10 protein-coding genes are annotated in these 11,870 nt (G+C 69.4%); 3 read left to right on the top strand and 7 right to left on the bottom strand.

The window, feature by feature from the left end; genetic code table 11:
* Positions 1–9: 9 nt before the first annotated feature.
* Positions 10–1,461 carry a peptidoglycan D,D-transpeptidase FtsI family protein gene (locus ACIP79_RS29505; protein ID WP_401227990.1) on the top strand — a complete coding sequence of 484 codons (1,452 nt, stop codon included), beginning with the start codon at positions 10–12 and terminating at the stop codon, positions 1,459–1,461.
* Positions 1,462–1,545: 84 nt separating this feature from the next.
* On the opposite strand, the gene ACIP79_RS29500 is transcribed toward ACIP79_RS29505, so the two are convergent.
* Positions 1,546–2,997, bottom strand: coding sequence for an NCS2 family permease (locus ACIP79_RS29500; protein WP_401227988.1), 1,452 nt, complete (start codon positions 2,995–2,997; stop codon positions 1,546–1,548).
* A gap of 258 nt (positions 2,998–3,255) precedes the next feature.
* Between ACIP79_RS29500 and ACIP79_RS29495 the strand changes: the two genes are divergently transcribed.
* Both ACIP79_RS29495 and ACIP79_RS29490 read left to right on the top strand, forming a co-directional pair.
* A complete protein-coding gene (locus tag ACIP79_RS29495) occupies positions 3,256–3,822 on the top strand; it encodes a SigE family RNA polymerase sigma factor (RefSeq protein ID WP_401227984.1) in 567 nt (188 codons plus the stop codon).
* The gene (locus ACIP79_RS29490; protein ID WP_401227982.1) at positions 3,819–4,724 is read left to right on the top strand and encodes a hypothetical protein; all 906 of its coding nucleotides are present in this window, start codon (positions 3,819–3,821) and stop codon (positions 4,722–4,724) included. Before ACIP79_RS29495 ends, ACIP79_RS29490 begins: the two co-directional genes overlap by 4 nt.
* A 284-nt stretch (positions 4,725–5,008) precedes the next feature.
* Here the strand turns inward: ACIP79_RS29490 and ACIP79_RS29485 are convergent, their stop codons facing one another.
* From ACIP79_RS29485 to ACIP79_RS29460, 6 genes are all read right to left on the bottom strand, one after another.
* Entirely contained in the window at positions 5,009–5,803 is a 795-nt protein-coding gene (locus tag ACIP79_RS29485; protein WP_401227980.1) for an HAD family acid phosphatase, read from the bottom strand.
* 100 nt (positions 5,804–5,903) lie between these two features.
* Complete coding sequence (locus tag ACIP79_RS29480; protein WP_401227978.1) at positions 5,904–7,016, bottom strand: chondroitinase-B domain-containing protein; 1,113 nt, start codon at positions 7,014–7,016, stop codon at positions 5,904–5,906.
* Between the two features lie 45 nt (positions 7,017–7,061).
* On the bottom strand, positions 7,062–8,162 hold the full coding sequence (locus ACIP79_RS29475; protein WP_401227976.1) for a pectinesterase family protein: 1,101 nt from the start codon (positions 8,160–8,162) through the stop codon (positions 7,062–7,064).
* 2 nt (positions 8,163–8,164) lie between these two features.
* A complete protein-coding gene (locus ACIP79_RS29470) occupies positions 8,165–9,478 on the bottom strand; it encodes a polysaccharide lyase family 1 protein (protein WP_401227974.1) in 1,314 nt (437 codons plus the stop codon).
* A gap of 35 nt (positions 9,479–9,513) precedes the next feature.
* A complete protein-coding gene (locus tag ACIP79_RS29465; RefSeq protein WP_401227972.1) occupies positions 9,514–10,302 on the bottom strand; it encodes a rhamnogalacturonan acetylesterase in 789 nt (262 codons plus the stop codon).
* Positions 10,303–10,427: 125 nt separating this feature from the next.
* Entirely contained in the window at positions 10,428–11,780 is a 1,353-nt protein-coding gene (locus ACIP79_RS29460; protein ID WP_401227970.1) for an ABC transporter substrate-binding protein, read from the bottom strand.
* Between the last annotated feature and the right edge of the window lie 90 nt (positions 11,781–11,870).

Below are 11,870 nucleotides of genomic sequence, written 5' to 3'. Positions count from 1 at the left end.
CTGAGCGGGATGAACAAGACGATCAGGCGCTCCGCCGTCTTCACGCTGCTGCTCGTGCTCGCCCTGCTGGCCAGGGCGACGTGGGTGCAGTTCTACGAAGGCCAGGCGCTCGCGGACGACAAGGACAACCGGCGGAACGCGATAGAGCAGTACGCGAACCCGCTCGGGAACATCATCGTGGCCGGAGACGCGATCACCGGTTCCGCGCGGACGAAGGGCAGCGACCTCAAGTACAAGCGCACGTACACCGACGGCAGTCTGTACGCGGCGGTCACCGGCTACAGCTCGCAGGTCTACGGAGCGACGCAGCTGGAGGGTATCTACCAGGACCTGCTCGACGGCACGGACACCCAGCTCAAGACCCCGCTGGACACCATCACCGACAAGCGCGCCGACCCGGGTGACGTGGTCACGACGATCGACCCGGACGTGCAGAAGGCCGCGTACGAGGCGCTCGGCGACAAGAAGGGCGCGGCCGTCGCGATCGATCCGGCGACCGGCAAGATCCTCGCGGTCGTCTCCACCCCGACGTACGATCCCTCGCGGCTCGCCGCCGGCGACTCGGACGCCTGGACGGAGCTGACCAAGGACGCGGACAAGCCGATGACCAACCGGGCGCTGCGCCAGCCGCTGCCGCCGGGCTCGACGTTCAAGCTGGTCGTCGCGGCGGCGGCCCTGGAGGACGGGCTGTACGCGGACGTCGACGCGAAGACGGCCAGCCCGAACCCGTACCGGCTGCCGGACACGACCACCGACCTGGCGAACGAGAGCGCCTCCGCGCCCTGCGAGAACGCCTCGATCCGGGTGGCGCTCCAGTACTCCTGCAACAACGTCTTCGCGAAGATGGCCGTCGACCTGGGCCAGGACAAGCTGCGGGCGCAGGCGGAGAAGTTCGGCTTCAACGACAGGACGCAGGACGTGCCGGTACGGGCGTACACCAGCGTCTACCCCTCCGACATGGACAAGTCGTCGACCGCGCTGACCGGCATCGGCCAGTTCGACGTGACGGCGACGCCGCTCCAGATGGCCATGGTGTCGGCCGCCATCGCCAACGACGGCAAGCTGGTCTCCCCGCACATGGTGGCGCGGACCAGCGACTCCGGGGGCGGTGTCCTGACGGACTACGACGACAGCACGGAGACGAAGGAGATCGTCAGCTCCTCCACCGCCGAGCAGCTCCGGTCCGCGATGCAGACGGTCGTCGAGGAGGGCACGGGCACGAACGCGCGGATCTCCGGCGCGACGGTCGGCGGCAAGACGGGTACGGCCCAGCACGGCGAGAACAACAGCAAGACGCCGTACGCCTGGTTCACGTCGTACGCGAAGTCCGACTCCAGCGACAAGTCGGTGGCCGTCGCGGTCCTGGTCGAGCAGTCCGACGCGGCCCGCTCCGAGGTCAGCGGCAACGGCCTGGCGGCGCCGGTGGCGAAGTCCATGATGCAGGCGGCGCTGAAGGACTGAGCCGCCGCCACCTGTACGCGATGGGCCGCCCTCACCTCCCTGGAGGGCGGCCCTTCGCGTCGCCTCGCGCCGTCGCCTCGCGCGCTACTTCACGTTGAGCAGCTGCTCGATCGGGTCGATCGCGAAGTACACCAGGAACAGCGCGGACGCGCCCCACAGCAGCCAGTGGACTTCCTTCGCCTTGCCGAGGACCGCCTTGATCAGCACGTAGGCGAGGAAGCCCGCCCCGATGCCGTTGGTGATCGAGTAGGTGAACGGCATCACGGCGATGGTCAGGAACGCGGGGATCGCGATCTCGTACCTGTCCCAGTCGATGTGCTTGACCTGGGTCATCATCAGGAACCCGACCGCGACGAGCGCGGGCGCCGCGGCCTGCAGCGGCACGATGGTGAGCAGCGGGGTCAGGAAGAGCGCGAGCGCGAAGAGGCCGCCCGTGACCAGGTTCGAGAAGCCGGTTCGGGAACCCTCGCCGACCCCCGCCGCCGACTCGATGTACGAGGTCGAGGAGGACGCCGAGGCCGCGCCGCCCGCCACCGCGGCGGCGCCGTCGATGAGCAGCACGCGCCCGAGGTTGGGCACCTTGCCCTCCTCGTCGAGGAGCCCCGCCTCGGCGCTGACGCCGACGACGGTGCCCATGGTGTCGAAGAAGTCGGACAGGATCAGCGTGAAGACCAGCAGGACGACGGTGATCGCGCCGGTCTCCCCGAAGGCGCCGAACAGGCTGAAGTGGCCGAGCAGTCCGAAGTCCGGTGAGGCCACGATGTCGTCGGGGACCTTCGGGGTGGTCAGGCCCCAGCTCTTGATGTCCGCCACGGAGTCGATGACGATCGCGACGACCGTCATGGTGACGATGCTGATCAGGATCGCGCCCTTGACCTTGCGCGCCAGCAGTCCGATGGTCAGCAGCACGCCGAGACAGAAGACGAGGACGGGCCAGCCGGTGAGCGTGCCCGTGCCGCCGAGCTGCACCGGCACGGTGGTCTGGGCGATGTCCGGGATACGGGTGGCGAACCCGGCGTCGACGAAGCCGATGAAGGCGATGAACAGGCCGATGCCGACACTGATCGCCTGTTTCATCGGCTGGGGTATCGCGTGCATGACGGCTTCCCGCAGTCCGGTCACCACCAGTACGCAGATCAGCAGGCCTTCGAGGACGATCAGGCCCATCGCGTCGTCCCAGCTCATCAGCGGGGCGATCTGGAAGGCGACGACCGCGTTGAGGCCGAGGCCCGCGGCGAGCGCGAGCGGGAGGTTGCCGCCGACGCCCATGATGATCGTCATGACCGCGGCCACCAGGGCGGTGGCGGTGGTCAGTTGGACGGCGTCGAGCTGGTGGCCGAACTTGTCCTTGGCGCTCCCCAGGATGATGGGATTCAGTACAAGGATGTAGGCCATCGTGAAGAAGGTCGCGAAGCCGCCGCGTATCTCACGGCCGAAGGTGGAGCCCCTGGCGGTGATCTTGAAGAACTGGTCGACGCCGTTCGACGGGGGCGGCGCGGCACTGGGCCGCTCGGCCACCTTCTGCTGATCGGACATGGCGATACTCCTCGTTACCTGCGTGCTGGGGTGTGCGGATGATGGCTGGATTGTTCCCGTGTTGAACCGCGTTCAGGTTTTCCCCGTGTTACGGAATCGAGTTCGGCCCGCCATACGCCGTTCGAAGCCCTGTACGACTGGCTGGTACGCTCACGCGTCTCGTCCCACGGGCACACCGTTCGCGTACGGGTGCCACTTGGGGGCCGTATACGCACGCGTCTCCAACGGCGCGGAGAGCCGGAGCGAGGAGAGGTCCCCGTGGGCACTGTCGTCGACGACACCGCCGCCGCGGAGTTCCACGCCTTCTTCGAGCGCCACTACGCCGAACTGTCGCGCCTGGCCTACCTGTTGACCGGCGAGGCGGACGCCGCCGACGATCTCGCGGCCGACGCGCTGCTCGCGTTGTGGCACCGCTGGGACCGGGTGCGCGCGGCGGACCATCCGGCGGCGTACGCGCGCGGGGTGGTCGCCAACCTGGCCCGCACCCGGATCCGCGGCGCGGTGCGCGAGCGCCGGCGGATCACCCTGTTCTGGGCGCAGCGCGAGGACAGGACCGAGAACCCCGACGTGCCCGGCATGGTGGATGTCCAGGGCGCCCTGCGCGGGCTGCCGTTCCGCAAGCGGGCCTGTGTCGTCCTGCGGCACGCCTTCGACCTCTCGGAGAAGGACACCGCGCTCGCCCTCGGCATCTCGGTCGGTACGGTGAAGAGCCAGACGTCGAAGGGCATGGCCGAGTTGAAGCGGCTCCTGGGCAGCGACGAGGCCCCGATGCGGGTGCACGCCGAAGTGCTGCCGACGGGCGGGGCCGGGGGAATGGACCGATGAGGGGGGCGCGGGACGTGCACGACGAGCTGCCCGCCCGGCTGCGTGCGGCGGCCGAGGCGCACGAGCCCGACCGCGCGCGCGTCCTGGCCCGGGTCGAGCGCGGGATGGCGGGCGAGGAGACCCGGTCCGCGCGGCGGGCGACGCGTCCGCCGGTGTTCGGCTGGGTGAAGGTGGCGGGCGCCACGGCCGCGGTCGCCGGTGTCCTCGCGGTGGGCGGCTACGCGGTCGCCTCGGCGGTGCGGGACGAGGCCCCGCCGCAGGGGACGGTCGCGGTCCCGCCGACGCCGGAGGTCTCGGCGCGGGCGACGAGCCGGGCGCCGCTGCCGCCCGCTCCCACCCCCAGCGGCGGCGCGCCGGACTCGTCGCGGTCGCCCAAGACGCCGAGTTCGTCCCCGCCGGGCACGCCGTCGGCGGATACCTCACCCCCCACCGGGCTCTCACCCGACTCCGGCGCCGAGGACGGGCCGCTGTGGTCCGACGGCTCGGTCGATCCGCACAGCAACGAGTTCTGGGCGCAGAGCAACGTGACCCTGCGGAACACCGTGCGACTCACCTCGCTCACGGTCGAGTTGAGGATCGCGCAGACCGGCGGGGTGACCGGCGCGGGCGCGTGGCGCTCGGCGCCCGAGGACGACTTCACCACGACGGTCGCGGAGAAGGACGGCTTCCTCGTCTACACCTGGGTGCTCAGGCCGGGCCGCACGGTCTGGCCCGGCGAGTGGGTGTTCGCGGGCCAGTACGACCACGACCGGGGCGGCCGCGACGCGAAGGACGACCGCTACACGGCGAAGGCGGGGACCCAGGACCGGCGGTCGGACGTGACGGGCGACTTCGCGTCCCGCGACGGCGTCGGTGACGGCACCGACGCCGGCGCCGACGACAGCACCGAGGCCGGTTCGTAGGGATCGATCGTGTCCCAACTCACGGCGTTTCCCGCCTGGTTGGGGCCGGTGACACAACCGGATGTTCGTTTCCGGCGTCTCTATCGGTGACCACCATGAGCTGCTGGCCTGAGCCCCCCTCGGCCAGTCAGAAGAGCCCCCGCCGATGACGATCGGCGGGGGCTCACCCCTTCGGTGCCCCGGGGTTCCCTTCCTCGGGAACGGCGCGTGCGAAGCGGGCCGGAGGGGCCGCCCCGGCCCGCTTCTGCCCTCTGGTCGCCGCCGGCCGGCAAAGGGTTGCCGAACTAGCCGACGTAGTACGTCGGGTTCGGGAACTTGTACGTCCGGTCGGCGTAGCCGCCCTGGAGGTCGGAGTACTGGTCGCCGAAGTTGGCGACGACGTCGTACCCGAGGGACTCGATGTGCTTGCGCGTGCCGGACTTGTACTGCACGGTCGTGCAGTTCCAGGCCGCGGCGGTGGCGCAGGCGCTCAGGTACGACGGCGGGTTGGCCGCGTCCTTGAGGAACATGTGCCCGGCATCGAGGTTGACGTCGACGCCGACCTTCTTCAGGTTCGCGACCGCGGAGGCGCGCTGCGACTCCTTCAGACCCGAGTTGTAGAAGACCTCGACGCCCTTGGACTCGGCGTACGCGACGAGTTCGGGGGTGCCGAAGACGGCCGGGCGGTCGGCCCTGGCCACGTAGTCGGCCCAGGTCGCCGAGTTGTACGTGTAGTTGGACTTCTTCTCGTAGTCGAGGGAGAGCAGCAGCGTGTCGTCGATGTCGAAGACGACCGCGGGCCTGCTGTGCTTGTGCCCGGCCTTCTCCGCGGCCTTCCTGATGTACTTCTTCGCGTCGGACTCGATGTGCGCCAGGTCCTTGGCGTACGGGCTGCTCCCGGACGCCTGGTAGACGCCGTCGCTGTCGAGCGTGGTGCCGTAGTAGGTGTCGATCTCCCCCACCAGGAGTCCGATGTTGTGGGGCTCCCTGGTGCTGTTCGCCGTCGACTGGTCGGCGGTGGCGGCACCCGTCCCGTACAGGGCGGCACCGGCGACGGCACAGGTGGCGGCGACGGCCGCTATACGCAGTGGCTTATGCATGACAGGTTTCTACGCGCGTAACCCGCCCGAACGCGAGGCTCGTTGCCTGATGGATACCTGATCCATAGGCAACCTTTAGCCTCGCGTCCGGCGCTCGCGCTCAGTTCATCGTCGACCCGATGGTGGTGGAGCCCGTCGTCAGGAAGGTGGTCGCGGGGAGCGCGCCGCCCGACTGGCGGGCGTTGTACGTGGTCGCCGCGTTCGTGGAGACGAAGGCCGGGGTGGAGACGCCGGAGTCCCAGTTGTTGCCGGCCGAGACGACCGAGGAACCCTTGGAGACGGCCGCGCCGCCGTTGCCCACGGCGAGGTTCTTGCCGAGCCTGGCGGCGCCGGTGGCGAAGTAGTAGCCGTACTTGGCGTTGGCGTAGGCGGTGGTGCGGTTGATGACGATCGCACCGGTGTTGGAGTTCTCGGTGAAGCCGCTGCCCGCGTTGTCCCAGGCGGCGGAGTTGTTGACGACGTGCGCGACGGACTCGCCGTCGCCGCCCAGCTTGTAGCCGTTGCCGTCGCCCGCGAAGGCCGAGTCGGACCAGCGGTTCCTGCCGTTGCCGAAGGCCCAGGTGTGTTCGACGGTGACGGGCGACGAGAAGGACCAGAAGTCGAGGCCGTCGTCGGAGTTGTTGTAGAGACGGGCGCCGGTGATCAGGTTCCCGCTGCCGGAGCCGAACTTCACGGCCACCCCGTCCGCGTTCTCGCCGTGCGTGGCGGCGTCGTAGTGGCCGTAGGAGTCGATGTTCCTGACCGTGTTGTCGACGGTGCCGTCGCCGGTGAGCGTGAACCCTGAGTCGCCGCCGTCGATGGTCTTGATGTTGCTCCACACCGTGCCGGTGCAGGACTGGCAGACGACGGCGCTGTCCGGCGAGTTCTGGAACGTGATGTTCGAGACGTTCCAGTAGTCCGCCGTCAGCTTGAGGATCCAGGCACCGGAGGGCAGCGAGGATCCGTCGATCTTCACCGTCTCCGAACCGTACGCCTGGAGCGTGACCGGGTTCGGCGAGGTGCCGTTGGCCGTCGACTGGAGGGTGGCCGTGGGGTAGTAGGTGCCGGCACGCACCTGGATGACCGTACCGGCCGACGCGCCGGAGATCGCGCTGGTCAGCTCGGCGGTGGTGTCCACGACGACGGTCGCGGCCTGGGCCTGGCTGGGGAGGGCGGCCAGGCCTGCGCCGAGCGCCAGGGCGGCGGCGAGGGAGAGAGCGGTACGACGAGACATGGAGTGCGGGTCCTTTCGTCGATTCGGGGGTTCACCCGGGAGGGTTCACGGCCGCCAGTCGCCGAGGTACGTGGCCCGGGTGTGCGACTCGGCCTGTGCGCGGGTGAGTTGGGGACGGTTCTCCGGAACGGTGATCTCCGCGCCGGGGCCGGTGTTGCGGTACTCCGCGAACCGCTGGCTCTGCCACGGGTAGGTGTCCGACATGTTGGTGTAGGGCGCCACCGGGTCGAGGCCGGCGCCGAGACGGGAGTCCCGGACGGTCAGCATGGGCCGGGCGGTGGTGTCGGAGCTGGGCACCCAGGGGCGGGCCAGCTTGTAGTAGCCGTCCGGGGCCCCGCTGGTGACACGGCTCCGGGTGACCAGGTAGCCGCGCGGGTTGGTGACGGCGGTGGACGGCGCGAAGACGAAGCCGTACGGGGCGCCGGCCAGGTCCGTGCGGTTCAGGGTGTGGAAATGACAGTCCTCGTACACGGCGGTGGCGCGGCCGAAGACGAAGTCCACGTCGCCCTCGACATAGCAGTGCGCGAAGTACTGGCGGGCGATCGTGCCGAGCGCCATGGAGTCGGCGTACAGCGTGTCCTGATGGCCGAGGAACCGGCAGTGCCGGAAGGCCGAGCGGTCGCCCTGCACCTTGATGGCGACGGCCTGCGTACCGGTGATCTCCGGGTGGTCGGCGCGCAGCCAGTCGTTGGCGAAGGTGATCCGGCGGGCGGTGAAGCCGTCGGCCTGGACGGTCGTGGTCGCGGAGCCGGTCGTGCCGTAGGTGCCGCCGCCGGGCTTGGGGGTGCCGTTGGCGTTGTCGTACACGATGACGACCGCGCGAGGGTCCTCGCAGGCGCCGATCCAGGTCATCTCCGTGCGGTCGGCGCCGACGGCGACGGTCTCGCGGTAGGTGCCGGGCGCGATGACGAGCGTACGGCCGCTTCCGGTCGAGGCGGTCACGGCGGCCTGGACGGTGGTGTGGTCGCCGAGGCCGCCGGGGTGGACGTACAGGGTCTGCCCGTCGAGGCGTGCGGACGGCGAACCGTAACGCCCGAAGGGGGCGCGGTCCTTGGCGCGGGCGGTGGTGGCCGTGAGCCCGAGAGCCAGCGCGGCTCCGGTGCTCGCGACGATGAACGACCTTCTGTCTGTTCCGGGTTCGGCCACGGTCAGCAGATCTCTCCGGCGCCCGCACGGTGGTCGACGATGCCGGGAACGGCTCGCGGCGAGTCGACCTTGGTGCGCAGGGTGGGTGTCCAGCCCGCGCCGGACTGGAGCGTCTCGGCCGGGATCTCCGCGTTGTGCACGGCGATCAGGTCGACGGGCGCGCCGTTGACGTAGTTCTTCTGAGCGGTGAGCGGGGCCTCGCTCCATTTCTTCAGGGTCTTGGCGGGGCTGATGCCGTCCGGCAGCGAGAAGGCGTTCTTCTCGGCGTACAGCTGCGAGGAGATGCCGACGCCGAAGGAGTACGAGTAGGACTGGCCCTCGCCGACCACGAAGTGGTTGTTGTAGACGTCGACCTGCCCGAAGCGGACGCGCGGCGCACGCTCCACGATGCCGTCGAAGAGGTTGTGGTGCAGCGTGACCTTGAGCTTGCCCGCGTCGTCCGCGGCGGCGCTGTCGCTGTTGCCGATCAACAGGGTCTTGTCGTGGTCCTGGAAGGAATTCCACGACGCCGTCACGTAGTTGGCGCCCCGCACGACGTCGAGGAGACCGTCGTGCTGCTGGTAGACCTCGCCGAAGTACGTCGGCAGCGTGCTGTCGGGGTAGCGGCCGTCGGTCAGGGTGTTGTGGTCGATCCACACGTGGGTGGAGCCGTGGACGGCGACGGCGTCGTACTCCGAGTTCCAGGCGCCGGTCGCGGTGTCGGTCGGGTCCCACTGCGGGAAGCAGTCGAGCGGGGCCTCGATGGTCAAGTTGCGGACGATGACGTTGTCGACGCCCTTGATCTGGAGGCTGCCGCCCCTGATCCCGGCGTTCTCGCCGACGCCGATGATGGTGGTGTTGGCGGGGACGTTCGCCTTGATGACCTTGTCCTGGTTGGCGGCGGAGGCGGCGCGCAGTCCCTCGGGGCTGTCGGCGGGCTCTCCGGAGAGGTCGGTGTCCAGGCCCCAGCTCTCCGGGGAGTACTTCTCCAGGTAGGCGGCGAAGTCGTATCCCGGCGCCTGGAAGGCCGCGCAGCCCTCGGCGACCGGGTCGACGGTGCCCCTGACCTTGATGATCCTCGGCGCCGTACCGGCCACGGCCAGCGCGGCCCTGAACTCCGCCCAGGTGGCGACGGTGTACACGCGGTCGGCCGTGGCGGCCGAACCTCCGGTGGTGCCGGCGCCCTCCGAGGCCCATCCGTCACCGGCGGCGAGGGTCTGTCGGCCGGGGTCGCGGGTGTGGGCCTGGGCCGCGGTGGTCCCGGTGAGGGCCAGCACCAGGGCGGTGCAGCCCACGAGCGAGGCAGTGACGCGTGCATGACACACATAGGTGTTCATTGTGCGGCTCTCTTTCCAACAGTTCGACTGGGGATTCAGACGGCGGGCCAGGTGATCCACGCCTCGGGGAACTCCTCCCCGAGGCGGCGTACGTCGCGGGACGCGAGCACCCTGTGGCGCAGCAGCCCGGCCGCGACCAGCCGGGCCACGGCAATCGCGCCGGGCGGATTGAAATGCGTGTTGTCCTGCTCGGTCGCGGTCCAGTTGAAGTACCTCTTCGTCTCCTCGACGCCGAGCCGCTGCCACAGGGCGATCGACAGGGCCTGGATGTCGAGCAGCGCGACCCGCTCCGCCGCGGCGAGCGCGCGCATCGACGCCGGATAGTCGCCGTGGGTCGGCACGGCGTTGCCGTCCGCGTCGAACTTCCTGCGCTCCACGGAGGTGGCCAGCACCGGACGCGCGCCACGGGCCCGCGCGCCGTCCAGGTACAGACGGAGGTGGTCCTGATACGTCGTCCACGGCTCGGTGTACCGGACGGGGTCGGCGCTCTTCTCGTCGTTGTGCCCGAACTGGACGAGGAGGAGGTCGCCGGGCTCGATGACCCCGAGGATCGCGTCGAGGCGGCCCTCGTCGACGAAACTCTTCGAACTACGGCCGTTCACCGCGTGGTTGGCGACCGCGAGACCCTCACGGAGAAAGAAGGGGAGCGCCATGCCCCAGCCCGTCTCGGGGGCGGCGTCGGCGTACTTCTGGGCGGCGGTGGAGTCACCGGCGATGTAGAGGGTGCGGCGGTTCGGGCGTGCCGACGCGGGGGATTCCGGGGCGACGGTGAGGGGAACGGCGGCAAGGGCTGCGGTGGTGATTTGTCTGCGGCTGAGGGACACGACGCTGTGCCTTTCAACAGGGGGTGCGATTCAAGGGGCGCGGGGAACTGCGCGACCAGCCACAGCCGGTCCGCGGCCGGAAGACAACCGTTCGGACCACGGACCGACCCACGGCCTTACGAAGTTCAGCCCTGCTGCTGCTTCCACTCGGCCTGCGCCGTGTTGAGCTGCTCGGCCACCGTGTCCAGGAACTCCTTCGCCGACATCTTCCCGAGCAGCACCTTCTGGAAGTTCGGCTCGTTGTCGGCCTTGGAGATGGTGTTCCAGTCCGGCAGGTAGTACGGCAGCTGCACGATCTTCGTGCTGCCACTGCTCAGCGCCTCGGCCGCTAGCTTGGTCGGCTCGGCCTCGCTGATCCACGGGTCCTGCGCGGCCTCGGTGTTGGCCGGGATGGCGCCCGCCGACTCGTTCCACTTGCTGTTGGACTCGTGCGAGGCGGCGAACTCGATGAATTTCCAGGCCGCCGTCTTGTTCTTGCTGGACTTGAACAGGGCGAGTCCGTCGACGGGGTTGGAGACCTGGACGCGCGTGCCGTCGTCCGTGGTCGGGTTGGCGAGCCCCCGGAACTTCTCCGTGCCCAGCGCCTTCACATGGTCCTGGTAGGAGCCCAGGTTGTGGTTCAGCATGCCGATCGTGCCGCTGTCCCACTGGGCGACCATCTTGGTGAAGTCGTTGTTGACGTCCGCCTCGGGGGTGTTCTTCTTGTAGAGCGCGGCGTACTTCTCCAACGCGGCCACGTTCTCGGGGTCGTTGACCGTGGTCTTGTCGCCGCTCCAGAACTCGGTGATCCCGGTCTGGCCGTACATCGCGTCCAGGGCCTGCGCGATGGAGCCCGCGCCGCCTCGGATGGTGTAGCCGAACTCGTTCTTGTCCCGGTCGGTCAGCTTCTCCGCGGCCTCGTAGAACTTGCTCCAGGTGGTCGGCGCGTCCAGGCCCGCCGCCTCGAACAGGTCGGTGCGGTAGTACAGGACGCCGTTGCTCGCCGAGGTGGGGATCGTGAACAGCTTCTCCTGGCCGCCCGCGGCGGTCACCGACTCGACCATGCCCTCGTTCAGCTTGCCGTCGAGGGAGCTCTTCGCCAGCCGGGCGTCGAGCGGGTCGAGGGCGTTCTGCGCCGCGATCCCGGCGAGCATGGCCGCGCCGACACCGCCGACGTCGGGCAGTCCGCCGCCCTGGATGGACGTGTCGTACTTGGACTGGACGCTCTCGGCGGGCACCCCGACGTAGTTGACCTTGATGTCGGGGTACTTCTTCTCGAAGTCCTTGATGATCTCCATCCATATGTCGCGGCGGACGGCCGTGTTGTTGTCCCAGAAGGTGATCTCGCCCTTGCCCGAGCCCTCGTCGCCCTTGTCGCCGCCGGCACCGCTGCCGTCGTCGCCGCAGGCGGTCGCGGTCAGCGCGAGCACGGCGCTCACCGCGACGGCCGCCGCCGCACGTCGCCCGCCTCGGCTGCCACTTCTCGTGATGATCTTCATTGATCGGCTCTCTTCTTCTGGATCCAACGGGGTTGTGGGGTCTGGCAAGCGCTTGCTACGGAGGTGCGTCATTGCGGCTCCCAACAGGCG

The sequence above is a fragment of the Streptomyces sp. NPDC088747 genome (assembly GCF_044751025.1).
Lineage (GTDB): Bacteria > Actinomycetota > Actinomycetes > Streptomycetales > Streptomycetaceae > Streptomyces.
The sequence above is the reverse complement of the archived record's forward strand: the minus strand, read 5'-3'. Positions and strand labels throughout refer to the sequence as shown.

Bases quoted from the DNA above. Each gene is read 5' to 3' on its own strand.
- ACIP79_RS29505 (WP_401227990.1), top strand. From the start codon at position 10: ATGAACAAGACGATCAGGCGCTCCGCCGTCTTCACGCTGCTGCTCGTG.
- ACIP79_RS29500 (WP_401227988.1), bottom strand. From the start codon at position 2,997: ATGTCCGATCAGCAGAAGGTGGCCGAGCGGCCCAGTGCCGCGCCGCCC.
- ACIP79_RS29470 (WP_401227974.1), bottom strand. From the start codon at position 9,478: ATGAACACCTATGTGTGTCATGCACGCGTCACTGCCTCGCTCGTGGGC.
- ACIP79_RS29485 (WP_401227980.1), bottom strand. From the start codon at position 5,803: ATGCATAAGCCACTGCGTATAGCGGCCGTCGCCGCCACCTGTGCCGTC.
- ACIP79_RS29480 (WP_401227978.1), bottom strand. From the start codon at position 7,016: ATGTCTCGTCGTACCGCTCTCTCCCTCGCCGCCGCCCTGGCGCTCGGC.
- ACIP79_RS29490 (WP_401227982.1), top strand. From the start codon at position 3,819: ATGAGGGGGGCGCGGGACGTGCACGACGAGCTGCCCGCCCGGCTGCGT.
- ACIP79_RS29460 (WP_401227970.1), bottom strand. From the start codon at position 11,780: ATGAAGATCATCACGAGAAGTGGCAGCCGAGGCGGGCGACGTGCGGCG.